Origin of the sequence: Thermotoga sp. KOL6 (assembly GCF_002866025.1) — a bacterium.
Taxonomy (GTDB): Bacteria; Thermotogota; Thermotogae; order Thermotogales; family Thermotogaceae; genus Thermotoga.
Map to the genome: position 1 here is coordinate 689,677 of NZ_LNDE01000001.1, position 23,299 is coordinate 712,975.

The 23,299-nt window shown below is 42.7% G+C and carries 23 protein-coding genes and 1 tRNA gene; 7 read left to right on the forward strand and 17 right to left on the reverse strand.

Going from position 1 to position 23,299, the window contains the following annotated elements; genetic code table 11:
* Nucleotides 1-96 precede the first annotated feature (96 nt).
* The gene (locus AS005_RS03710) at nucleotides 97-945 is read left to right on the forward strand and encodes a GGDEF domain-containing protein (RefSeq protein WP_101510311.1); all 849 of its coding nucleotides are present in this window, start codon (nucleotides 97-99) and stop codon (nucleotides 943-945) included.
* Between the two features lie 75 nt (nucleotides 946-1,020).
* Here AS005_RS03710 and AS005_RS03715 read toward each other — a convergent pair.
* Nucleotides 1,021-1,096, reverse strand: a tRNA-Glu gene (locus AS005_RS03715).
* Nucleotides 1,097-1,182: 86 nt separating this feature from the next.
* Between AS005_RS03715 and AS005_RS03720 the strand changes: the two genes are divergently transcribed.
* Nucleotides 1,183-2,016, forward strand: a complete 834-nt coding sequence (locus AS005_RS03720) for a DMT family transporter (RefSeq protein ID WP_233186227.1) — start codon at nucleotides 1,183-1,185, stop codon at nucleotides 2,014-2,016.
* 109 nt (nucleotides 2,017-2,125) lie between these two features.
* Entirely contained in the window at nucleotides 2,126-2,311 is a 186-nt protein-coding gene (locus AS005_RS03725) for a hypothetical protein (protein ID WP_101510313.1), read from the forward strand.
* An 18-nt stretch (nucleotides 2,312-2,329) separates the two neighbouring features.
* On the opposite strand, the gene AS005_RS03730 is transcribed toward AS005_RS03725, so the two are convergent.
* From AS005_RS03730 to AS005_RS03755, 6 genes are read right to left on the reverse strand one after another with little or no spacing between them, the layout of a single operon-like run.
* Nucleotides 2,330-3,487: an acetylornithine transaminase gene (locus AS005_RS03730; protein WP_101510314.1), complete on the reverse strand. Its 1,158-nt coding sequence runs from the start codon at nucleotides 3,485-3,487 to the stop codon at nucleotides 2,330-2,332.
* Nucleotides 3,488-3,489: 2 nt separating this feature from the next.
* Nucleotides 3,490-4,338 carry an acetylglutamate kinase gene (argB, locus tag AS005_RS03735; protein ID WP_101510315.1) on the reverse strand — a complete coding sequence of 283 codons (849 nt, stop codon included), beginning with the start codon at nucleotides 4,336-4,338 and terminating at the stop codon, nucleotides 3,490-3,492.
* Nucleotides 4,335-5,528, reverse strand: a complete 1,194-nt coding sequence (argJ, locus tag AS005_RS03740) for a bifunctional glutamate N-acetyltransferase/amino-acid acetyltransferase ArgJ (protein ID WP_101510316.1) — start codon at nucleotides 5,526-5,528, stop codon at nucleotides 4,335-4,337. The genes argB and argJ overlap by 4 nt, the downstream gene beginning before the upstream one ends.
* A gap of 16 nt (nucleotides 5,529-5,544) precedes the next feature.
* On the reverse strand, nucleotides 5,545-6,564 hold the full coding sequence (gene argC / locus AS005_RS03745) for an N-acetyl-gamma-glutamyl-phosphate reductase (protein ID WP_101510317.1): 1,020 nt from the start codon (nucleotides 6,562-6,564) through the stop codon (nucleotides 5,545-5,547).
* On the reverse strand, nucleotides 6,561-7,757 hold the full coding sequence (argH, locus tag AS005_RS03750; protein WP_101510318.1) for an argininosuccinate lyase: 1,197 nt from the start codon (nucleotides 7,755-7,757) through the stop codon (nucleotides 6,561-6,563). The genes argC and argH overlap by 4 nt, the downstream gene beginning before the upstream one ends.
* Nucleotides 7,754-8,983 (reverse strand): argininosuccinate synthase, encoded by a 1,230-nt coding sequence (locus AS005_RS03755; protein WP_101510319.1) that lies wholly within the window; start codon nucleotides 8,981-8,983, stop codon nucleotides 7,754-7,756. Before AS005_RS03755 ends, argH begins: the two co-directional genes overlap by 4 nt.
* 265 nt (nucleotides 8,984-9,248) lie before the next feature.
* Here AS005_RS03755 and AS005_RS03760 point away from each other — a divergent pair, with 265 nt between their 5' ends.
* Complete coding sequence (locus tag AS005_RS03760; RefSeq protein WP_101510320.1) at nucleotides 9,249-10,697, forward strand: tetratricopeptide repeat protein; 1,449 nt, start codon at nucleotides 9,249-9,251, stop codon at nucleotides 10,695-10,697.
* Between the two features lie 48 nt (nucleotides 10,698-10,745).
* On the opposite strand, the gene AS005_RS03765 is transcribed toward AS005_RS03760, so the two are convergent.
* Nucleotides 10,746-12,272, reverse strand: a complete 1,527-nt coding sequence (locus AS005_RS03765) for a bifunctional UDP-sugar hydrolase/5'-nucleotidase (protein ID WP_101510321.1) — start codon at nucleotides 12,270-12,272, stop codon at nucleotides 10,746-10,748.
* 82 nt (nucleotides 12,273-12,354) lie between these two features.
* Between AS005_RS03765 and AS005_RS03770 the strand changes: the two genes are divergently transcribed.
* Nucleotides 12,355-13,140 (forward strand): radical SAM protein, encoded by a 786-nt coding sequence (locus AS005_RS03770; protein ID WP_101510322.1) that lies wholly within the window; start codon nucleotides 12,355-12,357, stop codon nucleotides 13,138-13,140.
* Here the strand turns inward: AS005_RS03770 and AS005_RS03775 are convergent.
* The 5 genes from AS005_RS03775 to AS005_RS03795 form a co-directional block, all read right to left on the reverse strand.
* Nucleotides 13,095-13,853, reverse strand: a complete 759-nt coding sequence (locus AS005_RS03775) for a metallophosphoesterase (protein WP_101510323.1) — start codon at nucleotides 13,851-13,853, stop codon at nucleotides 13,095-13,097. The genes AS005_RS03770 and AS005_RS03775 overlap by 46 nt on opposite strands.
* Before the next feature lie 23 nt (nucleotides 13,854-13,876).
* A complete protein-coding gene (gene gltX, locus AS005_RS03780) occupies nucleotides 13,877-15,271 on the reverse strand; it encodes a glutamate--tRNA ligase (protein ID WP_101510324.1) in 1,395 nt (464 codons plus the stop codon).
* Nucleotides 15,272-15,367: 96 nt separating this feature from the next.
* A complete protein-coding gene (locus tag AS005_RS03785) occupies nucleotides 15,368-15,568 on the reverse strand; it encodes a cold-shock protein (RefSeq protein WP_101510450.1) in 201 nt (66 codons plus the stop codon).
* Between the two features lie 172 nt (nucleotides 15,569-15,740).
* Nucleotides 15,741-16,769, reverse strand: a complete 1,029-nt coding sequence (locus AS005_RS03790; RefSeq protein ID WP_233186228.1) for an NAD-dependent epimerase/dehydratase family protein — start codon at nucleotides 16,767-16,769, stop codon at nucleotides 15,741-15,743.
* The gene (locus AS005_RS03795) at nucleotides 16,766-17,206 is read right to left on the reverse strand and encodes a MarR family winged helix-turn-helix transcriptional regulator (protein ID WP_101510326.1); all 441 of its coding nucleotides are present in this window, start codon (nucleotides 17,204-17,206) and stop codon (nucleotides 16,766-16,768) included. The genes AS005_RS03790 and AS005_RS03795 overlap by 4 nt, the downstream gene beginning before the upstream one ends.
* Before the next feature lie 92 nt (nucleotides 17,207-17,298).
* Here AS005_RS03795 and AS005_RS03800 point away from each other — a divergent pair, with 92 nt between their 5' ends.
* Nucleotides 17,299-18,351, forward strand: a complete 1,053-nt coding sequence (locus AS005_RS03800; protein ID WP_101510327.1) for a hypothetical protein — start codon at nucleotides 17,299-17,301, stop codon at nucleotides 18,349-18,351.
* A gap of 34 nt (nucleotides 18,352-18,385) precedes the next feature.
* Here AS005_RS03800 and AS005_RS03805 read toward each other — a convergent pair whose 3' ends face one another.
* Nucleotides 18,386-20,347, reverse strand: a complete 1,962-nt coding sequence (locus AS005_RS03805) for a methyl-accepting chemotaxis protein (RefSeq protein ID WP_233186240.1) — start codon at nucleotides 20,345-20,347, stop codon at nucleotides 18,386-18,388.
* A gap of 234 nt (nucleotides 20,348-20,581) precedes the next feature.
* On the opposite strand from AS005_RS03805, the gene AS005_RS03810 reads away from it, so the two are divergent.
* The gene (locus AS005_RS03810; protein WP_199203826.1) at nucleotides 20,582-21,745 is read left to right on the forward strand and encodes a type III PLP-dependent enzyme; all 1,164 of its coding nucleotides are present in this window, start codon (nucleotides 20,582-20,584) and stop codon (nucleotides 21,743-21,745) included.
* Here the strand turns inward: AS005_RS03810 and AS005_RS03815 are convergent.
* Genes AS005_RS03815 through minD form a run of 3 tightly spaced genes read right to left on the reverse strand, consistent with a single transcriptional unit; the run spans nucleotide 21,742 to nucleotide 23,248 of the window.
* Nucleotides 21,742-22,140 (reverse strand): secondary thiamine-phosphate synthase enzyme YjbQ, encoded by a 399-nt coding sequence (locus AS005_RS03815; RefSeq protein WP_101510329.1) that lies wholly within the window; start codon nucleotides 22,138-22,140, stop codon nucleotides 21,742-21,744. The two genes, AS005_RS03810 and AS005_RS03815, sit on opposite strands and share 4 nt — an antisense overlap.
* Before the next feature lie 12 nt (nucleotides 22,141-22,152).
* Nucleotides 22,153-22,428, reverse strand: a complete 276-nt coding sequence (locus AS005_RS03820) for a hypothetical protein (protein WP_101510330.1) — start codon at nucleotides 22,426-22,428, stop codon at nucleotides 22,153-22,155.
* A 4-nt stretch (nucleotides 22,429-22,432) separates the two neighbouring features.
* The gene (gene minD, locus AS005_RS03825; protein ID WP_101510452.1) at nucleotides 22,433-23,248 is read right to left on the reverse strand and encodes a septum site-determining protein MinD; all 816 of its coding nucleotides are present in this window, start codon (nucleotides 23,246-23,248) and stop codon (nucleotides 22,433-22,435) included.
* Nucleotides 23,249-23,299 lie beyond the last annotated feature (51 nt).

The following is a 23,299-nucleotide window of genomic DNA, read 5'->3' on the forward strand; positions in this document are numbered from 1 at the left end:
TTTATGATACAATGTTGGTGATATATTACATAGACCTAGAAGATCACACGTCAGTATTCAGAGAAGAAAATTTCACGGTATGGGGGAGATTTTACTATGGGATACTACAGAAACACTCGATACAAATTAATCCGAAGAATTTCAAAGTTTCTCTCAGATATAGTGGGAGTGGTTGTTTTAATTGGTAAAGATGGAAACTTCGTTGTCGACTTCTCCGATGGAAACATACCACCCTTTTTCAAAGAAGGAGTTTCTTACACATCAAATGAAATAAAGGATATTTTGAAATTACAAAGAAAAAGGGTAGCTGAAATATTCGCTGTTAAAGATGCAGCACATGATGAGCTTTTCATTCTCTATTTGAAAAAGGATCTAGAAAAGGAAACTCTTCACTTGATACAATCTCTGATGTTTTCAGAAAGTGAAGACTCTTCCCTTGAATACATAGCCTACCATGATCCTCTTACGGGGCTACCCAACAGAAGATATTTCCACGAGTTGGGAAATAGGTATCTTGCCATAGCGAAACGGGAAAACAAAAGTTTGTACGTTCTGTTCATGGATCTGTCTGGATTCAAAAAAATAAACGATACTTACGGTCATATGTTTGGTGATGAAGTATTGAAGACAGTGGCAAAAAGAGTTCTGGACAGAATAAGAAGAAGTGATATCGTATCACGAATCGGAGGAGACGAATTTGCTATCTTACTCTACGATATGAAGGAAAGTTATTTGGAATCTTTTTTGAAAAGGCTTTTCTCGGCTTTTGATGAATCCATCGAAATTGAAAACACGAAAGCTTTCGTATCAGCAAACGTAGGAATATCAAGATTTCCGGAAGATGGAGGAACTTTAGAAGAACTTTTGAAAATCGCAGATGAAAGAATGTACGCAGCAAAAACACAAGGGAAACCCTTCATACTTCCTTTCTCACGAGTATCATAGTTCCCTCATCAGGTATTGCACAAAACAAAACCGGCCAGAAGGCCGGTCTCCAGAAGATCGAAGGTGTATTTTTGATGGCGCCCCCAAGGGGATTCGAACCCCTGCCTCTGGCTTGAAAGGCCAGTGTCCTAGGCCGCTAGACGATGGGGGCAAATAACGTACACCAGAAAGAAATATACTATAAAATGAGAAACTGTTCAAGAGGCTCAGAGAGTAAACATACTGTTACAAGAAGAGGTGAAGAGTTTGAAACCTGCTTTTTACCTTTTGGGAAGTGTTGTTATTGCATCCTTTTCTGGTATACTCATAAAATCCTCTTCTCTTCCACCAGGAACTATTGCTTTCTACAGATTGCTCATCGCTTCTTTACTCTTTTTGACCGTTAAAAGAAAGAGGTGCGCCTTTTCCTTTCATGATGAGATGTTGTCGATACTCTCCGGTTTTCTACTTGCAATGCACTTTTACTTTTGGGTGTCTGCTTTCAAACACACAACCGTAACGGGAGCAGTCATACCTCTTACACTTCAGCCTGTCGTCACAAGTTTTTTTTCGTATCTTTTTTACAAGGAGAAACTCACCTTGTTCCAATTGCTCACTGGTTCTACGGTTGTACTGGGTGTTTTGATCGCTGTCTTCGATAAAGGAAGCATTTCAAACGTTTCCAAAGGCGATCTTATGGCTATCGTTGGCGTTTTGTTCTTCTGTGGATATCTAATCGTTGGAAGATCGCTGAACAAAAAGATGGGGAGTTTCAATTTCAGCATGAGAACTCATATTGTGGCCACTATGATACTTCTGGTTCTTGGAACTCCCAGTTTTAAGATCGTGGATGTGAAGGAATGGTTCATCTTGATAGTCCTTGGAGCAGGTTGTTCTTTCCTTGGATATTTGCTAATAAACATCTCTCTAAAATATTTCCCTTCAAGTGTGGTCAGCATAGCTCTCGTGGGAGAACCCGCTTTAGCTATATTGTGGTCCTCACTGATGTTAAGAGAGAGTGCTACACTTTTTCAAATCCTAGGCTTTGCCATTTCTGTAATTGGCCTCTTACTGTTTCTGATAAAAACTTGAAATCTGATAAAAACTTGAAACAAGATAAATAAGGCATTATAATATGTTTAGAAAGAGCGAAGCGAAGAACCACCGAGAAACTCTCAACTACTCAGAAGGGGGAATCAACATGCCGTACGTATACAAATGCAAAAAATGTGGTGCTATATATTATTCTGCGACCTCTATTGAGTTTCAGTTGAACAAAACTTGCGAAAAGTGCGGGGGAGAATTAGAACAGCTCGGTGAAGAAGGAGAACTGATGAAAAAAGAACGAGAAGAAAATGAAGAGGATAAAAAGGAAAAAAGAAAATAAGGGAGGCTGCGCCTCCCATTAAATTTTTTTCAGCGCTTCTCTCAGGATTCTGACGGCAATGTCGATCTCTCCGTATTCTACAATCAGAGGAGGAAGAAACCTAACTGTGTTGTTACCAGCCGGAACCACCAATAGTCCTTCTTCGAAACATTTCATGGCGATCTCCCTGTTGCTCACATCCTCAACAAATTGAATCCCTATCATCAAACCTACACCTCGAATTTCTTTCACAATATCGGACTGTTTTTTTATTTCCATAAGTTCTTCTATGAGGTAATTTCCCTTCCTCTCCACATCTTCTAGAAAACCTTCCTTTGTCAATTCTTTTATCACGGTAACGCCCGCTCTACAAGCAAGAGGGTTGCCTCCGAAAGTCGTCCCGTGATCTCCCGGTTCCAAAACGTTTGCCTTCTCACTCACTATAACCGCTCCAATAGGGACTCCTCCACCAAGGCCTTTTGCAACGGTGAGGATATCCGGAACCACCCCGTACTTCTGGTATGCGAACAACGAACCCGTTCTTCCCATTCCACATTGAACCTCATCAAAAATGAGGAGAGCATCGTACTCATCACACAACTTTCTTGTTTCTTCAAGAAACTCTTTCGTTGAAGGAATTATCCCGCTTTCACCTTGAATAGGCTCAAGAAAAACAGCGCACACATCATCCGACATTTTGTTCTTCAAATCCTCCACATTGTTGAACTCGAAGTATTCAAATCCCGGTACAAGAGGTTCAAAAGGTTTTTGATATTTTGGTTGTCCGGTTGCTGTGAGGGAACCTAATGTTCTCCCATGGAAAGAATTCCACGCGGAAAGGATCTTGAACTTATTCTCCTTTTTTCTCCTACCATACTTTCTCGCAATCTTTATTGCTGCCTCGTTCGCCTCCGTTCCTGTGTTCGCAAAAAACACTTTCCCGCCGAAAGTATTTCGTGAAAGAAGCTCTGCCAACTCCATTTGCGGCAGATTCCAATAGAGGTTCGAACAATGGATCAATTTTTCGGCCTGATCTTTTATCGCTTCAACAAGTTTAGGATGAGAATGACCCAACACGTTCACTGCTATACCAGACGTGAAGTCGAGATAGGCTTTCCCTTTGATATCGTAGACCCAAGAACCTTTTCCTTGAACCAAGGTTGCAGGAAATCTGTTGTAGGTGTTCATGAGATACATGATCATCCCTCCGATTCTTTGATCATAGTACCTATACCCTTCTTACTGAATATTTCAAGCAAAATGGCGTGTTCCATACCTCCGTTTATGATATGGACTGCGCTTACACCCCCACGTACTGCAGAGATAGCGCATTCCAACTTCGGAATCATTCCACCGGTCACAGTCCCATCTTCGATCAATCTTTCCGCTTCTTCGGGTGTCAAGGTGGAAACAAGCTCTCCATTTCTCAACACACCGTCAACGTCCGTGAGCAAAATCAACTTCTCCGCCATCAAACTCTTTGCGATCTCCGCTGCTACTGTATCGGCGTTTATGTTGTAAGAGAACCCATCCTCGCCTATCCCAACCGGCGCGATAACTGGAATGTAATCGTTTTCAATCAATGCATGGAGTATTTCAGGATTGATTTTCTTCACTCGACCAACGTATCCTATATCTCCATACTTCGTTTCCCTTTCCGCTACTATGAGCTTGGAATCTTTCCCGCACACTCCCACAGCACGTCCGCCGTGAAGATTTATATTCATAACGATATCTTTGTTCACTTTTCCTACGAGAACCATTTCTACTATCTCCATGGTCCTTTCATCCGTTACCCTGTGTCCATTCTTAAAGACTGGCTCTATCCCCAACTCTTTCATCATCTGGGATATCGCTGGTCCCCCACCGTGAACTATGATCGGCTTTATTCCAGTGTACTTCAAAAGTATAATATCTTGTATAAATGCCTTCTTTGCTTTCTCCAACTTCATCGCACTTCCCCCGAATTTCACTACGAAAGTTTTTCCATAGAATTCTTTTATATAGGGAAGTGCTTCCAGCAGGACATTGACAGTGTCGATTCTCATGTCCTGTACCTCCCATTTATCTCCACGTATTTCTCTGTCAGGTCGCAACCCCAAGCCCTTGCCGATTCCTTCCCTTGCTTCATATCGAGAACTATTCTTATCTTCTTTTCACTGAGAATATCTTTAGCCTCTTTTTCGTTGAAATCGAGACCTTGACCGTCTTCGGCAACCTTTATACTTCCCGCCTCACTTTCAAAGAACAAATCGAGTCTGTTCGGATCGAACTTGGCTCCAGAATAACCCGCCGCTGCCAAGACTCTACCCCAATTTGCGTCTCCTCCGTAAATAGCCGTTTTCACAAGGTTCGATGACACGATAGAACGAGCTATCAACCTGGCAGATTCCATGTCGGGGGCGTTGATTACGTTTACTTCAATAACTTTTGTGGCGCCCTCGCCATCTTCGACAATCTTTTCGGCTAGAAATTGATTAACTTCGTGAACAGCTTCGTACAATTTCCAAAAACCATCTGTCTCTTCTTGGATGGTTACGTTCCCCGCTAGACCGTTTGCGAGTATGATCACCATATCGTTTGTGCTCGTATCTCCATCAACGTCTATCATATTGTAAGTATCGTCAACAGAAATCTTCAAAAGTTTTTTCAAGGCGTTTTCAGAAATACTGGCATCCGTCACCAAAAAAGCGAGCATCGTTGCCATGTTCGGATGTATCATCCCGGAACCTTTCGCTATTCCAAGAACGGTGATTTCCTTTCCATCCAGTGATATTTTTTTGCTGTGAAGCTTCGGTTTTGTATCCGTGGTCATGATCGCTTCGGCAAAAGGTAGAGGATCTTCAGAAAGATTCCTCACTGCTTCCTCTATACCGCTTTCCACCTTATCCATTGGAAGTTGGACTCCTATGACCCCGGTAGAAGACACAAGGACACTCTCTATTGGAATACCCAGCTCTTTCGCTGCCTTTTCCGCCATTTTCTTTGCATTCGTCAAACCCTGTTCACCAGTACACGCGTTGGCAATACCACTGTTAACAACAACAGATCTGATACCTTCTGGATTTTTTTTCAAAATTTCCAGATCGTAAACTACCGGTGCCGCTTTCACCACGTTCTGAGTGAAAACACCGGCTGCAATGCAAGGTACTTCCGAAAAGATGAGCCCCAAATCCTTTCTTTTTCTTTTTATCTTACAATGTACCCCTGAAAAGCGAAATCCTTTTGGAACGTACACTTCTTTCCAACCCCTTTCATGGATATACGGGTGTGAATTCCAAACCTTTCGATTCATCCAAACCGAACATAATGTTCATGTTCTGAACAGCCTGTCCTGATGCCCCTTTCACAAGATTATCAATTGCACTCATCAGAATCAACATGTTCGTCCTTCTTTCTATCTGCATTCCTATGAAGACATGATTCGATCCATAGCACCATTTTGTTGAAGGATATACTCCAGGAGGAAGAACGTGTACGAAAGGCTCTTTCTTGTAGAAAGAGAGGTAAGCTCTATGTATTTCTTCGAGAGAAACATTCGTTTTCACGTAAATCGTCGAAAGAATACCGCGTGTCATGGGAACAAGATGTGGTGTGAAAATTACTCTCACATCTCTATCAGAGATTTTTTTTAACTCCTGTTCCATTTCTGGAACGTGGCGGTGTTTTGCTACATTGTAAGGTCTCAAGTTCTCGTTTATCTCACTGAAAAGGTAATCCATCTTTTCTTTTCTTCCCGCCCCCGACACACCGGATTTGGCATCCACTACGATAGTATCCGAATCCACAAGGCCGTATTTGAGAGCAGGAGTCAGAGCCAGAATCACACTCGTGGGATAACATCCAGGATTTCCTACAATACCAGCCTTTTTGATCGACTCTCTGTAAAGTTCAGGAAGTCCGTACACCCTGTTTATCTCATCGTACTTCTCGAGTTCGCTTCCATACCACTCTTTGTAAGTGTTCGGATCGTCAAAACGAAAATCTGCACCAAGATCTATGATTTTTACATTTTCCATCTTTTGAACAAGCCCGTAAGTGACTCCAGCGGGTAGAGCTGTAAAAACCACATCGCAGAGTTTGGATATCTTTTCAGGATTGAATTCCTCAAGTACTGTATCCTCAAGTGTCGACGGATACACTTCGCTCATCTTCTTCCCAGCGTAAGTTTTAGAAGACAGGTAAGTAATTCTTACGTCTGGATGATTCTTCAGAATCCTCAACAGCTCTAATCCGGTGTAACCTGTCGCTCCAATTATTCCCACTTTGATCAATCTCTTTCCCTCCCATACTTTTCAGCCACCATCCTGTAAGCGTCCCGAAACGGTATCCCCTGTTTCACGAGCTCGTACACTCGGTGAGTCGCCAGAACTTCCTCAGTAATACTATCTTCAGATTTTTCTTTGTCTACTTCAATGCGATCAAAAATTATTTTCATTATTCTTAAGATATTCTTAACGATATCAAACGCTTCTATCATCGGTTTCTTCAAAAGCTGATAATCTCTATGATAGCCAAAAATCAAATTAGACGGAAGGGTCACTGCCATCACCATTCTCGAGACAATCGAGTGGTGGTAGGCCCTCACAAGTTCAAGTGGATCTGGATTTATCTTTTGTGGCATTATGGAACTCCCCGTGCAAATATCCTTTGGGAGTTTCAGGAACCCAATATCAGGAAGAGAAAAGAAGATGATATCTGAAGCGAATCTGTTCAAGTCGTACGATATCTGAGAAAGTGTGTGTAAAATTAGATATTCAAATTTTCCTCTACTGTTCTGCGTGTAGATAGGATTCCATTGCACTCTAGAAAAGCCGAGTTCCCTAGCCGTGTACTCCCTGTCTACATCTATTGGAACACCGTATCCCGCTCCCGTTCCTAAAGGAGATTGATCTACGATCTTGTAAGTAGTTTCAAGAAGCTTCAAATCGTCTTCCAAGGCATCTTTTAAAGCTCCAGCCCACGTTGCAAAATCTGTTGGCATTGCCTTTCTTGTGTGAGTGAATCCTGCAAATCTCACTTCACCAAACTTCCTTGTAAACTCGTCTACGCTTTTTTGAAGATCCTTAATTAGTTGTTCTATTTTCTTCATCTCTTCTTTGTACATGAGTCTGAGTGCTGTGAGAACTTGATCGTTTCTTGAGCGAGCAGTGTGAATCTTCTTGCCAGTTTCACCCAGTTTTTCCACAAGAAAGTTCTCTATAGCGGTATGACAATCCTCTTCCTCTGGTTTTATCTGAAACTTTCCCTCTTTCACGAGTCCCAAGAGTTCCTCAAGCGCTTTTTCTATCCTTACTTGTTCCTCCTCCGTTAAAAGGCCAACTTTTTGAAGCATACGAGAGTGTACAATGGAAGCCTTTATATCGTACTCTATTATTTTCATATCAACAAGGTAATCATCTCCGACGGTGAACTTTTCGATCTCTTCATTGATCTTGTATCCTTTTTCCCAGAGTTTTTCACTCATTTCTGACTCTCCTTTTTCGCAAGTTGGTAGACTTTCAATCTCAAAGCGTGTATATTGATGAAGCCTTTCGAATCTGTGGCATCGAAACCTCCTTCAACGTCCATGCTGGAAAGTTTTGGATTGTAAAGAGAACAAGGCGAATACCTGGCAACAGGCATGATGTTTCCTTTGTAAACATAAACAACCACTTTTCCTGTGACATTTTCCTGTGCCTTTTTGAAGGCAGCGAGAAGAAATTCCATCTCAGGCGAGAACCAGAAACCGTTGTATATGAGTTCAGCAAACCTCGGTGCAAGCATATCCCTGAGGTGCATTACCTCTTTATCCATGGTGATGCCTTCAAGATCTCTGTGAGCAACCCAAAGAATCGTCGCACCTGGTGTCTCGTAGACCCCCCTGGATTTTATACCTATAAATCTGTTTTCGACCATGTCCAATCTTCCTACTCCGTTCCTCGCGCCTACTTCGTTGAGATACTCAAAGAGTTCGAGCGGATCCGTCTTCTCGGTCTTGTCTTCCAAGTTCACAACTTTCACAGGGATTCCCCTCTCGAAATGAATTTCAAGATACGTTTCTTCGTCAGGGGCTTCTTTCGGAGAAACTGTCCACGTGAACACATCTTCATCCGGTATGTACATGGGATCCTCCAACTTGCCTGCCTCGTGTGAAATATGCATCAGATTTTCATCCTCACTGTATGGTCTCCTCCTGGAAACCTTCACGGGTATTCCCTTCTCCATTGCGTAGTTTATCAGATCCGTTCTTCCTTTGAATCGAGAAAGGAACTCTGGATCTTTCCAGGGAGATATCACTTTAAGGTTTGGATTCAAAGCCGCATAAGTGAGTTCGAATCTGACTTGATCGTTCCCTTTTCCAGTTGCACCGTGTGCAACATACTTTGCTCTTTCTTTCTCTGCTATTTCCACCTGCCTTTTCGCTATGAGGGGCCTTGCTATCGATGTTCCAAGTAGATACCTTCCTTCGTACGTGGCGTTTCCAAGAAGAGCCGTGAATATGTAATCCGTTACGAATTCTCTTCTGAGATCCTCAACGTAGACTTTCGACGCACCCGTTTTCAACGCCTTTTCTCTTATCGCTTCAAAATTTTCCTTCTGTCCCACGTTCGCCACATAGGCTATCACTTCAAACCCCCTTTCACAGAGCCACTTGAGAATAACAGAGGTATCGAGCCCTCCACTGTATGCAAGAACCACTTTTTCTTTCATATATAAACCCTCCTTTGATTTCTTGATAGCATAATTATAAAATTCTTGATCATACTTTTCATGAAACGTTTTTTCACTGTTATTTGCTTTTTTGTAAAAATGTATATCAGCATATTTTTTTGGAGATGTAGAATATTCGTGATGTAATATGTTAAAAAGCATGTTAAAGATTGTAAAAGATTGTTGTTGAGAATGTATCAAAGAATAAATTTAATTGAAGTTGTTTAGATAAAATGATATAATTTTAAATCAAGGGGGTGTGATCATGAGGAAAGCTCATTTTTTTATTATCGTGGCGATTGCTACAACACTTACGATTTTTCTCGTTGGGTGTATGAGTCCTATCGCTGGAAATATCGGTGGAAATGTTCCTGGAGGTGGAACCACTCCAACTACTGATGATGTGCTTTCCAACTTGAATCAGGGAAACATCGATGAGGCTAAAGAACAACTCGAACAGGTTTTACAAGACAACCCGGATGATCCAGTAGCGAGAGCACTGAAAGGTATCTTGGAAACACGCGATGCTCTCGTTCAATTATCAGAACTAACATCTAATTCAAAAATGTTCTCACCGTACTCCATCGATTCTCTTAAAAAACTTCCTGTCTCCCTGATGAAAACACCTTCTTTGATGGGATTTTCTCTCTTTATGAAAAATATAGTACCTATGACTCGTCAACCCTCAACAGTTGACGTACAAGGGTTCTACGACTACTACAACCAGGAGTTGATTCCTGCTCTCGAAGAACTTCATGAACTTCTCGAAAGTGCAGAGGAAGATCTTTCTGTGGCAGTAGATGCAAACATAGAATTTCATTTACAGGTAAACACACTAGATTGGGACAACGACGGTACAGCTGAACCAAATCAACCTTTGATCATCACCGATGGCATAATATCCGTAGAAGCATACAAGATCATCTTCGGTTTAGAGGAACCGGTGTTCTCTTCCACACCAACTATCGATCCAAACGGTGGAGACGCATGGTTCGATATAGAAACTCTCGATGCATTGGTTCAAGGAGGCCAAATCCCTGATCCACCAGAGTTCAACGACAATGATTACATACAGATCGACAACGGTGAACTCGGCCTCTTACTCACGATCGTCACCTCACTCAAGGCCTTGATCGATCCTATTCTCACCTGGAACTTGAACATACCACAAGATTTATACGATGAAGTGGAACTCTACCTAACAAATCCATCCACCATGACACTGTATCAGATATTCGACTTCATTGACACCAGTGATGATGCTACCATCACAGGAAGCGAATGGGAGGACAGACTCGATCCTTTCTTGGAATTTCTACCTGGTGGAGCAGACTATCTTGTAGATTTTGTTGACAGTCTGGTGAGTGCCGCAAATGGCTTGTTGAGGAGCATAGAAGACATAGAAAACGACTTGGACGCTTCGGATGTACACGATCTAACAAGTGGGTATTATTTCGTCGACCCATCAATGGATTTCGATGAAGTGAAGACACAACTTCAAAACTTCATAGATACCGAGGACGTTCCAGATCTCTTGATTACAACAGACGCAACCGTCACCCTTCATTTCGGTGCTCTCAGAAACACCGACAATTATCAAGATCTGAAAGACTACTTCCCAGATGCCCACTGGGACGAAATAGAAGGAATCATGTTCGATGAAGAGCTACCAGACCCAACCTTCGGAGGTTTTATAGAATATCCTCCAATGTAAAAGTGCACTAAGAAAACAAAGCCCCAGCTCTTCGCTGGGGCTTTTCCTTTACTCTCTTGTATACCTCTGAGAACTATCGTATTCTTCTACCACACCGTTTAGAACTTTTTGGATGTATTCAATCACCGCATCTGACATGAGGAAACCTGTATCGTAACCTCCCCATTCCTTCAACATGGTGTATCCATCTCCACCTCCAGCCATGTAGTTGTTCGTCACGACTTTGTAGACCTTTTTCGGATCGAGTGGTTCACCGTTCACCAACACTTCTACAACCTTGCCATCTTTGCTCCTCCAAGTGAGACCAGAAACCTGCAAGAAGGCACCCTTCCCCTCAGGAACGGTAGCAGCATACTCGAGAACTTTCATGATCTGTTCTCCTGTCAAGTTCAGAACGTAGAGGGTGTTTCCAAACGGCAGAACTGTCAGTATGTCTCTCACCGTTATTTTTCCGGGTCTTATCGATGCCCTGATTCCACCACCGTTAGTGAGGGCAATGTCCGCTCCGACTCTCCATCTCATTGCATCCGTTATTAGATTTGTGAGATTGGTACTCCTGGATCTCACATGCTCTCTCTCGCCGTCGAGCAAGATTTTTGTTTCACCGATTACGGTGTCGAGTTTTTCATTTCCGATCTTCTTGAAGTACTCAAGAGCCTTCGCAACGTATCTATTCTCGAGATAGGGCTTCCCCACGTACCTGTATTTTCCATTCTCGTACACCTTCAGATTCACAGGGATCGCTTCCCAATGCCATGCAACGATCTTTCCGTTTTCTATATCGAGATCAAGCCTTCCAACGTACTTTCCGTAATCACCCGCCGAGGCAACAATCTTTCCATCCACCACTTCCGATCCTAGGTAATGACTGTGTCCTGCTATCACAACGTCTATTCCTTCAACCCTTGCAAGCTGATGGGTTGTGGTCACTCCTTCTTTCGCTTCTTCACCCCAGTCGAGGTGAGCGAGGGCTACAACAACATTCGCTTGTTCCTTCAATTCTGGCGCGAGTTTCTGGGCTATTTTCAAAGCGTTTTCAAATTTCAATCCTTCAAGGTAAAGCGGTTCTAAGATGGTAGTCTCTTCCGTTGTGAAACCGATTACGGCTACTTTCAATCCTCCAAGATCTTCAACCACGTAGGGTGTGAAGAACGGCTCTCCATCTTCTTTGACGATGTTTGCGGAGAGGAACGGAAAATCGGCAAATTTCATTTGTTTGAGAAGAACCTCTCTAGGATTATCGAACTCATGGTTTCCAACTGCCATAGCTGCGAGTCCTATCATGTTGAATCCCACTATGTCTGGGATAGCATCTTGAAGATCGGATTCAGGTACACCCGTGTTGATATCGCCTGCGTGCAAAAAGATCACATAACCCCCTTGTGACTCAACTTCTCTCTTCACTTCCTCTACAATTGTTGCGATTGCGGCGAGACCTCCTATCCCAGGATTTCGGTACTCGTCGAATGCCCAGGCGTGTCCATGAGTATCGTTGACATGAAGGATTGTGAGTCTTACTCCAACTAAAAGAACACTCAGGAGAATCACTAGGAAGACAATCAACAATTTCCTCATCCTACCACCTCCCTTGAGATTTTAACTCTAAATTTTAATTCCAAGTATAATTTCTTTTGGTTACATCAAGGGGGTGTTGTACTTGACGATAGATCCATCTCACACGATACCGGTGAGTGTTACGAAATCCTTCTGTTCGTTGAATTGCCCTCACTGTGGTGGGCATTATCTGAAACACATGGCAACCGTCGAAGAGATCCCTTCCTACGTGGAGAAGGGATACAGAAGTTTTCTGATAAGTGGAGGAATGTTGCCGGATGGTTCGATCCCTTTCGAAAGATACAAAGAAATTCTTGAATGGTACAAAAAGAAGTATAACCTTCTGTACAACTTTCACGTGGGATTTAAAAAGTCGAGAACAGCGAAAGAACTTGCGGATGTTGTCTCGATGGATTTCTTCGGTGATTCAAAGATCATGAAAAAAATATACGGTATTTCCCTGAGTCCCTATGAGATCTTGGAGATCGCTCGCTTCTATGAGAGGGTTGTTTTCCATATAACTGTTGGAATAATGGGTGGGGAAATATCTCACGAGGAGAAAGCACTCGAGATCTTATCAAACGAGACCGATTCGATAGTTTTGAACGTGTTCATTCCAACGGTTGGAACCGTGTTCGAAGAAAAAGAACCTCCGATTTTGAAGGATGTTCTCAAGGTGTTTGAAAAGGCCAGAAAGCTTTTCAAAAGAGTGATTCTCGGTTGTATGCAACCGAAAGGAGCGTACAGAAAAAGTCTTCAAGAATCACTGAAGGGAATCGTCGATGATATAACGAAACCCGTTGAAAGTAAAGGAAAGTTCAAAGGATGTTGCGCGTTCATACTTTACAGGAAGAACTCGGGCTTTCCGGGCCCCATGTCGAACGTTTGACCCAAAGCCAAAACCGTGGCTAGCTCAACGGGAAGGCCGTTTTTCACTATCTTCTCCACCGTTTTCTTCACATCGTACGAAACTCTTACAAATTCGAACCAAACGACTCCTTTATTCACTTCAACAATGATATAAGATGCCCGAGAATCTCCATCTTTGGGCCTTCCTACACTTCCTGGGTTCAAAATCAGTTTTCCCCCAACCCATTTTGTCATTGGAAGATGCGTGTGACCGTTCACAACGATATTCTCTTCAACAGATTCGATGATTTCTTTCAACCTTTTGGCAGAAGTAGTCGGCTTCACATATTCGAGAAGCTCGTTAAGAGGGCTACCATGAACCAGAAGAAATCTCACCCCTTCCACCTCAAAGGAAAGTCTTTTTGGAAGAGTCCTCAGAAAATCCTTAGTATCTTCCGATGTGTGCTCTATGGTCCACTTCAGAGAAATATCACCAACTTCCGATTCTCTTCCAGGTGCGTAAGAGCAACCACAATTCTCTCTTGAAAACCCAACCGCATCATCGTAATTTCCCATAATCGTCTTTATTCCTTTTGCTTTAATCGTTTGAACAACAGCTTCAGGATCCGGCCCATAACCAACCAGATCTCCAAGACAAAAGATCTCATCTATCCCTCTTCCTTCGATATCTCTCAAAACCGCTTCCAAAGCCTCCAAGTTTCCATGAACATCCCCCAAAAAAGCCAATTTCATTTTTTCACCCCTGGAACGATCCTTCAGAGTCTTTTTAAAAGTTTTAGAGTTCTCTCGAGTCTTCTAAGTGTCCTTTCCTTTCCGAGAACCTCTATCGTTTCGAACAATCCTGGAGTGACGAGTTTCCCGGTCACCGCTCCTCTCACGGTTTGGAAAATCACTTTTTTCGATGCGATTCCCCTGGCGGCAACTTCTCTCAACACCTTTTCGATTTGCTTCATATTCCACTCACTTAACTTTTCGAACTCATCTTTCACTTCATTCAACACTCTTTCTGCTTCTTCCCTTTTCAAAAATTTTTCGATGTACTCTTTTTCGTATTCGTACTCCTCACTCAAAAATGGATACAAAATGTCGTAAAGCTGTGATAGAGTGTTGATCTTCTCTCTGCATATACGTAAAGCGTCGAGGAAATATCTTTCCTCTGCTTTCGGTATCTCTTTACCCACGTACTCTGCCCAATTGATGAATTCCCTCTTCAAATCATCCAATTCAATTCTTCTTATATGTTTTCCATTCACCCATTCAAGCTTCCGATAATCGAATATCACTCCCTTGTTGGATATATCTCTAGGATCAAAGGATTGGATTTTCTCCTCTATTGTGAATATTTCATCACCTTCTACTCTCCAACCGAGAAGAGCAAGGTAGTTCATTAGTGCTCGACTCAAAATACCTTCCCTTCTGAAGTGATCAACCGAAGTTGCTCCATGTCTTTTACTGAGAGGAGTTCGGTCGGGTCCGAGTATCAGGGGAATATGCATGAAAACGGGAGATTCCCAACCGAACGCTTCATAAATCATAATCTGTTTCGGTGTGTTGGACAAGTGATCTTCTCCTCGGAACACGTGAGAAATCTCCATTAGATGATCATCCACAACAACTGCGAAGTTGTAAGTGGGAAAACCGTTCGATTTCATGATGATGAAATCCTCGATCGTTGAATTATCGAATTCCATATCGCCTTTCAAGAGGTCATGGAACACCGTCTTTCCTGGAACAACTCTGAACTTTATAGTAACAGAATGTCCCTTTCTGACGAATTCTTCAGGATACTCATAAGTAGTGAAAAGTTCCTTAGTAGGATCTTCACGGTCGTAAACCACATAATACGCTCTTTTCATGTTCACAAGTTCTGCGGCGTATTTTCTGTATATGTCAATCCTCTCACTCTGGCGATAAGGACCGTGATTGCCTCCTACATCAGGCCCTTCATCCCAATCTAATCCACACCATTTCAGAGAGCCGAGTATCTGTCTTTCAAACTCTTTTGAGCTTCTATCTAGATCTGTGTCTTCTATTCTCAGAACGAATCTTCCACCCTCTTTTCTGGCGAACATCCAATTGAACAAAGCTGTCCTGGCTCCTCCAACATGAAGATGACCTGTTGGACTGGGAGCAAAACGTACCCTGACCAAATCCAGCACCTCCTCATATTACGAGATCTCCTAGAAGAATATACCAAAAAAGGCCCCGGCTTCACCACCGGGGCCTGGATTTGTTTTTGGTTTCTATCACCTAACAGGCTTCACATTGACTGCTTGGGGCCCTTTACTACCCTGCTGAACTTCGAACTCAACCTGTTCGTTTTCCCTGAGGGTCTTAAAACCATCCATCTGGATCGCCGACCAGTGAACGAAGATGTCCTCTCCGTTTTCCATGGTGATGAAACCGTAACCTTTCTTAGAATCAAACCACTTAACCGTACCTCTCATGAAAAAATCACTCCTTCTCCAAAATCTTTCCGCTTTCAGCGGCACTTCATAAGTGTACACCTTGGAAATCGAACTGTCAAAGTGTCCGCCGATCATCATCCCAAGCAATCTTAAGCTGCTTTGAAACGAAATAAAATTATGATCTTTACAATATGTTAACAATATAGATCTCTCAATCTCCGGTTCGTGAGCTTGTTAGCTGGGTGATCTTCATACTTCTGAGTAAGATCTGGGCTCGAAACCATTCAACTGTGTCTTTCAAAGTTTCAATAAGGGGCCTGGGACGATATCCAAGTTCGATTTCCGCTTTCTTGTGGGAGAATGCATAATTTCTCGTCAACGTATGAACGGCGTATGGGGTGAAAATGGCCTCATGTCTCCCGAAACTTGAGAACATCAAGGAGAATCCTGAAACAACCCAAGCCAGATGAAGAGGCAAATACACTCTGGGAGCGGGAATTCCGGTTATTCCCTCGAGCATTGTCATCATTTTTCTCATGGTTACAGAACGATTTCCAAGAATGTATATTTCACCTTTCTTACCTCTTTCTGAAAGTTTCATAAGCCCATCGACCACATCTCTGACATCCACAAAATCGAAGGATCCGTCGATACAAATTCGCAATTTCCCTTTGAGAAACTTCATGAACACCTTGCCCATCTCTGAAAGTTTGTAGTCGTAAGGACCTATCACTCCCGTGGGACATGCCACAACAACATCTGCTCCTTCGCGAGAAGCTTTCAAAACTTTGAGTGTGGCGATAGCCTTCGTTTTCCCATAAAAACCAGTTGTTCTTTTTGGATCCACAGGGATGTTTTCATCTATCACAGCTCCCGGTTCCGGCTCGGCAAAAGCATGAACGGATGAAACGTAAACCATCCTCGCTCCATGTTTCGTTGCTTCTCTCAAAACGTTTTCAGTTCCTTTCACATTCACTTCATAAAGCAACTTTCTCTTCCAAGGTGTGATAGAAATCACCGCCGCTAAGTGATAAACCAACTCAATCCCTTTCATAGCCTTTGCAACAACTTCCTTATCTCTAACGTCACCGTACACAATTTCCACGTCTAAATTCTCCAAGGGTGTGAGATCATCTTTCGGTAGAACCATAACCCGGACTTTTCGCCCTTCACGAACTAGTCTTTTAGTAAGCACATTACCCACATGACCTGTGGCTCCAGTTACAAGGACCATCTTCATTCACCTCCTTTCAAAAACAACCGTGTCATACGTTCGAATCCATCTGATATCACTTTCAGGTCATCATCGGGAATTTTCGAAACAACATCTTTTATCACACTTTCGAAATTTTTCAGGATGATCTTGAAAAGCTCCTCGCCTTTTCTCGTTAGGGATACCATCACCACCCGTCTATCGTTTTTTGAGCGTTCTCTTTTCAAATATCCCTTCTCCTCCAATTTGTCCACTGTTATCGTGACGTTGCTTTTACTGACGGACAATTCCTCAGCAATCTTACTCATTGAAGAGGGACCTTTCAACGCGACGAACATGAAGAGATAGAACTCGAGTGTGTTCATGTTTTCCGCATCCGGTAAAAAAGGCATGAGTCTGGAAAATGCCCTCACCAGATCAAAAACCATGTTTAGAATTTCCTTACTTTCTGGCATCTTCTTCATTGTTTCACTCCTTTTAATTCAAATACTAAAAATTTTATATCCTGAACTATTATATCATATTGTATAATAGCTGTTAACAGGGAGGGGATATCATGAAACGGTGGATGTTCTTTGTTTATCTCCTTCTGTTGGGAACTCTCACTCTTGGCCAATACGAAGGCTTCTTCCCCAATCAAAATCAGATACTCGAGCAAATCATTCCACGAATTGGAGCGAAGTATCCGCTACCAGAATGGGTATCGCCAGGCCTCGTTGTGCTTTACAGTGTGCAAGCGGGGAACAGAACGGCAGGTGAAGAAGGGCAAAGCGGTTATTATGCTAATGGTTACAGTATACTTCTTGTAACAAACGTTGCCAATAACATATCGTATGGGATATGGATAACCATTTTGTCGGATTTAGAAGGTATGACGCAAGTTAACACTTCTTCGACCGCTTTGCCGATTTACATCAATCCCGAACAGATTCGTGATATTCTTGCACAGAGTGCAGAACTGGCTAAGCAAAATATTATCGTAAGCGGCGGGCAGAATCCAGATGGTAGTTTCCTCCTGAGCTACACTTTTCAAAGTGATCTTTATGGAGCATCTTCCTACAATTTCATAGTTTCACAAGAAGGAAGAATTCTGAAATTCATCTTCTTGGAAAAACAACCGACGGGAACAAGTCTTGCTGAGTACACCTTTTTGAAAACTTTCCATGTGGATTGGCCAAAGTTGGAGTTCCCTGAGGTAGCTCAAGAAAGCCACAGTTACACAATTCTTTCCTCGGCCTTAGGATATTGGACTCCTATAGGAAAAACTATTGTGAATTTCAACGGTTTTCAAGGTCCTCTTGCTGTCTACGATGTTTCTTATCAACTTTATGATGTTCCTTATTCAAATCCAAATTCAAAACTAACAGCAATTCCTGAGGTAGGTCCTTTTTATATTCATCCTTCCCTGCTTCAAAAAGACACAATTCTTGAAATTCCGGATATTGCCTTTTCGTGGGTGAACGAGATAGGAGAAGATGGCACCATCTATTCGACCATTTATTTCAACGGTCAGGCGCTCTATCGAGCGATATGCGATCCGCGGGGATTGGCTTTGAGCATGCAAACCGCCATCGGACCGATGACCATTCTGCAGCAACTGGAAATGTAGAGTGGGGGATGTCCCCCACTTTAATAAAACAAAGCTATATTTTGAAGTTTTCTACATGTCTAACAAAGTCTTCAGAAAGTGCGGACAGTTCTTCCGCGGTTGCTGCTACTTGTTGACTTGCAGTTGCTTGGTCTTTCGCTGCACCAGTTGCTTCTTCTATCTCTTGAGCAATCCTTGTTACAGATTGTGTGATATTGTTTACAGCACTGGATATTTCCTCTATTGCTGCACTCTGTTCTTCAGCACTAGCTGCCAGATTGTTGATCATATCCGTTATTTCTCCGACTTCCTTTAGAATGTTCTTGAGCTCACCAGCCACATTTTCAGCTTGTTCACTTGCTTTTCGAACCGCTTCAACGGTTTCCTTGGTCGCTCGATTTGCATTTTGTGAAAACTGCTGGATTTCTCCCAACGTTGCCGCTATTTTATCCGTTGCAGATTGACTTTCCTCTGCCAACTTTCTGATCTCATCAGCCACTACGGCGAATCCCTTGCCGGCTTCCCCTGCACGAGCTGCTTCAATAGCAGCGTTCAAAGCAAGAAGGTTCGTTTGTTCTGCTATAGATCTGATAGTCTCTGTTATCTCCTCTATTTGTTCGGCTTTCTCAACTAAGGCCAACACGATTTTCTCTGTTTGGTCAGCTTTGATAGATGTATCTTCTATGATATTCGTTATTATATCTACAGCTTCTTGACCCTTGTTTGCCGCATTCGAAACCGTTGTGGCTTTTTCAGCTAGATCCTGTGCCGCATTCGATACGGTTTGAGCACCCGCTGCAACCTCTTCAACCCCCGAGTTCACTTCTTCCACAGATGCAGATACATTCTGTATCTCCTCATCAACGTTTTCTAATCGTGCTGTGAATTCTTCCACATTCGCGCTGAGCTCCTCCGCCGTTGATGCCAATCCATTCGCGGATGCTGACAATTGAGAAGCAGAATCACGTACTTCTTTCACGCTCTTTGCCTGTGCCTCGATCGCTTTGTTAATGTTGGAAGCGATCTGTCCAAATTCATCTTTGCCTTTCAAATCAACACGTACCGTGAGATCTCCTTGACTAAATTTCTCCAGCGCTCCTACAATTTTTCGAATTTTGTTGACGGTCATTCTCGCCGCTGGAACGAGTATTGCTAAGAGAGCCACCACTACACCGATACCGGTACCCAAAGCAACAGATTTGTTCTTGTTTATTTCACCTGCAATTTGGCTTGCACTGTATCTGCTCAAAATCGCCGCTACATATTTCCCAGAGAAATCCTTCAGTGGCGTGGCAACGAAAAAGTATTGTCCTTCGAATCTGTAGTCTTTTTCACCCCGCAGTAGTTTTTCAAGGTCGAACTCATCCACAAAGTTTTCTATATCCTCCTTCTCCTTGACAACAAGATCAACGCGATTACCTGAGTTGTCATAGAACACGTATAAGATATCTTCACCGGGAAGATTTGAAAGAAATTCCTTTCCCAAACTAGCACCCAGTTCCACCGTTCCTATGTGTTTTCCATGATAGTTAATCGGCATTACAACGCGCAATCCCAATCCTGCAACACCAACTTCTAATCCTTTCACCAATCGTTTCGTTTTGTTGGCTTCAACAACGGTTTTTCTAAACGCTGAAAGATCGTCTCCGTATTTTTCCGGATTGTGGACGCGTAGGAAACTTCGATTATTAGGTGTATGAAATTGAAACTGAGCAATTCCGTGATCCTTTAGTTCCTTGAAAATGTCCTTTGTGAGAGTGTAGAGCTTATTTCTGTCACCTTGTGCAAACGCTTCCACAATTTCTCGGTTTGAGACAATTACATGTAAAGCACTTTCAAGAACCTTTGCTTCAGACTCAACGGCTGTTTCCACAAATCGCTCAGAAGTTTCACCGAAGTTAGACACCCAACCTTCATTCAATTTACCGGTAGAAAATGTTACCGTAAGATAGAATACCACCACTCCTGCTGCAACAATGATAGGTATCACCAAGTACATCAGAGTGGAGAGTTTCATCTTCACATCCCTCCCTCCGGGATTTTAGATCACAAACTGATTCTATAAAATCATGTTATGTTCTGTCAAGAAAGCCATTCAAAGCCTATTGTTATTTAAGTAACTTAGTCTATGTATAATTTCGAAACGATCCGATTTGTAAAAAAGTTTTTACCGAAAGTTGCTTTATGCCACTTCCTTTTTTTCCTATCCTTTATTCGTGCTGAATCTTTTCCACAAAGAGGGGGATTGCTGATGGAATATTGGGTGAGGAGAGCTCTCGAAGTTGTGAAAACTCCCTTCCTGCTCTTTGATCTTTCTATAGTTGAGAAGAAATATCTTGAAATGAAATCGGCTTTGAGGAAAGCTGACATATACTATGCCGTAAAAGCCAACTCGCATCCGCGGATTGTTTCTCTTCTTTCGAAATTGGGCTGTAATTTCGATGTAGCGTCGAAAGGTGAAATAGAAAAGCTTCTCGCCCTTGGAATAGATGGAAAAAGGATGAGTTTTGGAAACACTATCAAGAGAGAAGAAGATATCGCCTTTGCTTACAAAAACGGAATCAAACTCTTTGCTGTTGACAGTGAGATGGAAATAGAAAAGGTGGCTATAAACGCACCGGGAAGTTTCGTGTTCGTGAGGATATCAACGGACGGGGAGGACGCGGATTGGCCACTCTCTCGGAAATTCGGAACGGATCCTGATCATGCTCTAAGACTCCTCTTCTACGCCGCGAAAATGAAGCTGAGGCCGGTTGGAATAAGTTTTCATGTGGGATCACAGAATTTAAACCCAGAAAGTTGGAAAAAAGCCATAGAGGTTGCTGGGAAGATTTTCAAAAAGGCTATGAGATCTGGATTGAACCTTTCTTTGCTGAACGTCGGAGGAGGGTTTCCGGTTCAACATCGAAAGCCCATACCTTCGATAGAAGAAATCGGCAGAGCGATCGAGGAGGCAATAGACGAACACCTCTGGTTCGTTCACAACCTGAAACTCATAGCGGAACCCGGGAGATACATGGTTGGGGAAGCAGGATGGTTGGTCACGAAAGTCCTTCTGAAAAGCGAGAGGGCGGGAGAGAAATGGATTTACATCGATGCAGGAGCATTTCACGGTCTTGCAGAGACTCTTCAAAACTTTGAATACGAACTGAGAGTCTTGGGAAAGGAAAAAGACGAATTAGAAGAATATCACCTCGCCGGTCCAACCTGTGACAGCATCGACGTGATCTACGACAAAGTGCTTCTCCCAAAGAGTGTGACCCTCAACGATCTTGTGTGCTTCATCAACGCAGGAGCCTACACTGTAGAATACAACACCCAATTCAATGGAATAGAACCACCAAAGATAATCTTTATAGATGATCTTACGGAACTTTCCTTGGAAGAGAAGATGAAACTGAGAATCCTAGACTAATCTTCGAGTATCTTCACGTAAACACTTCTGGTACGCGGTCCGTCGAATTCACAAAAGTATACGCCTTGCCACGTTCCAAGGAGAGGTCGGCCGTTTTCGATGATAAGCGTAACCGATGAACCCACCAAAGAAGCTTTTATATGGGAGTCAGCATTTCCCTCCAGATGCGTGTAATTCGCTGAGGCCGGAACAAGGCCGGATAGAGTGGTGATTATATCGTGTCTAACACTGGGATCCGCATTCTCGTTGATCGTAATTCCAGCAGTGGTATGAGGCACAAAAACCACACAAATACCATTCTTCACCCCCGATTCTTCTATCGCTCTGATGACATCCGAAGTGATGTCAACAAACTGAACGCGCATAGAAGTCCGAATTGTCAACTTTTTCAGCATCTTTCGCACCTCCTATTTAAAGAACACGTTCGTTATGATCACAACGTGCCCTTCTCGTTCCTCTAAGTCTATCTTTATTTTGTCTTTTTCGACATTGAACGTTTCAGAGAGCCAGCTCGCAATTCTTTCCTTTATCTTATCCGAATTTTTATCGAGAACCTCTTTCGGTATGATTTCGGCTATGTTCATTTGTTTTCTTTTAGTTGTTCCGACGATCTGTTCCAACCTTTTCCTTGCAGTTTCTCTGCTCTTTTTTTTCTTTCCAAACTCCCAAAATAGGAACTTCATCGTATCATCCCCTCTTGAATTTTGAGAAGAAATCTCTTAATGAATCGAGAAAACTTTTTGAGACAGTCGCAAAATCTTCTTCCAACGGGATCTTTTCTCCTCGTATTCTCTTCGCAAGATTCTCAAAGTTTTTTGAAATTCTGGAGTTACCATTTAAGGAAACTGGTACTCCCGTGTTGGAAGCAACAATTATATCTTCAGAATCGGGTATGACGGCAATAATTTCCAGGGAAAGCGTATGTTTTATATCGTCCGTTGTGAGCATCTCTCCCTTCCGTACCATATGGGGTTTGAACCTGTTGATAACAACGTGAATGTTCTCATCCGAGAAACCAAAATTTTCCAGAAGACCGATTACTCTGTCGGCATCCGATATGGCGGGAACTTCTGGAGTGGTAACCACAAGGATCCTTTCTGCCGGTGCTACTGCGTTTCTGAAACCTCTTTCGATGCCGGCTGGAGAATCGATAATGATATAATCAAAGTTTGGGATAAGTTCTTTGACGATCGATTTCATATCGTTGGGAGAAACCATCTCTTTCGTGGCTATCTGAGAGGCTGGAAGCAAATAAAGGTTCTTCAATACCTTGTGTCTGACGAGAGCTTCTTGGGGAGAAACTTTCCCATTCACGACATCGATCAACGTGTAGACAATTCTGTTCTCCAGACCCAAAACTATATCGAGGTTTTTCAAACCAATATCTGCATCGAGAAGACAAACTTTTTCCCCGAGTTTTGCTAGAGCGCAACCGAGATTGGCAGTTATTGTGGTCTTACCCACGCCTCCTTTACCTGAGGTCACAACTATGACATTTCCCATTGATCTCACCCTTTCTCGTTTCAGTTGATTCATCCTCTCTTCGATTATTGT

Coding starts and splice junctions, on each gene's coding strand:
- argH (WP_101510318.1), bottom strand. CDS start 7,757: ATGAGTGAAAAACTCTGGGAAAAAGGATACAAGATCAATGAAGAGATC.
- AS005_RS03810 (WP_199203826.1), top strand. CDS start 20,582: ATGGAATATTGGGTGAGGAGAGCTCTCGAAGTTGTGAAAACTCCCTTC.
- AS005_RS03790 (WP_233186228.1), bottom strand. CDS start 16,769: ATGAAGATGGTCCTTGTAACTGGAGCCACAGGTCATGTGGGTAATGTG.
- AS005_RS03820 (WP_101510330.1), bottom strand. CDS start 22,428: ATGAAGTTCCTATTTTGGGAGTTTGGAAAGAAAAAAAAGAGCAGAGAA.
- AS005_RS03710 (WP_101510311.1), top strand. CDS start 97: ATGGGATACTACAGAAACACTCGATACAAATTAATCCGAAGAATTTCA.
- AS005_RS03805 (WP_233186240.1), bottom strand. CDS start 20,347: ATGAAACTCTCCACTCTGATGTACTTGGTGATACCTATCATTGTTGCA.
- AS005_RS03815 (WP_101510329.1), bottom strand. CDS start 22,140: ATGCTGAAAAAGTTGACAATTCGGACTTCTATGCGCGTTCAGTTTGTT.
- AS005_RS03730 (WP_101510314.1), bottom strand. CDS start 3,487: ATGTATCTCATGAACACCTACAACAGATTTCCTGCAACCTTGGTTCAA.
- AS005_RS03760 (WP_101510320.1), top strand. CDS start 9,249: ATGAGGAAAGCTCATTTTTTTATTATCGTGGCGATTGCTACAACACTT.
- minD (WP_101510452.1), bottom strand. CDS start 23,248: ATGGGAAATGTCATAGTTGTGACCTCAGGTAAAGGAGGCGTGGGTAAG.
- AS005_RS03800 (WP_101510327.1), top strand. CDS start 17,299: ATGAAACGGTGGATGTTCTTTGTTTATCTCCTTCTGTTGGGAACTCTC.
- argB (WP_101510315.1), bottom strand. CDS start 4,338: ATGAGAATCGACACTGTCAATGTCCTGCTGGAAGCACTTCCCTATATA.
- AS005_RS03765 (WP_101510321.1), bottom strand. CDS start 12,272: ATGAGGAAATTGTTGATTGTCTTCCTAGTGATTCTCCTGAGTGTTCTT.
- AS005_RS03795 (WP_101510326.1), bottom strand. CDS start 17,206: ATGAAGAAGATGCCAGAAAGTAAGGAAATTCTAAACATGGTTTTTGAT.
- AS005_RS03755 (WP_101510319.1), bottom strand. CDS start 8,983: ATGAAAGAAAAAGTGGTTCTTGCATACAGTGGAGGGCTCGATACCTCT.
- AS005_RS03725 (WP_101510313.1), top strand. CDS start 2,126: ATGCCGTACGTATACAAATGCAAAAAATGTGGTGCTATATATTATTCT.
- AS005_RS03775 (WP_101510323.1), bottom strand. CDS start 13,853: ATGAAATTGGCTTTTTTGGGGGATGTTCATGGAAACTTGGAGGCTTTG.
- AS005_RS03785 (WP_101510450.1), bottom strand. CDS start 15,568: ATGAGAGGTACGGTTAAGTGGTTTGATTCTAAGAAAGGTTACGGTTTC.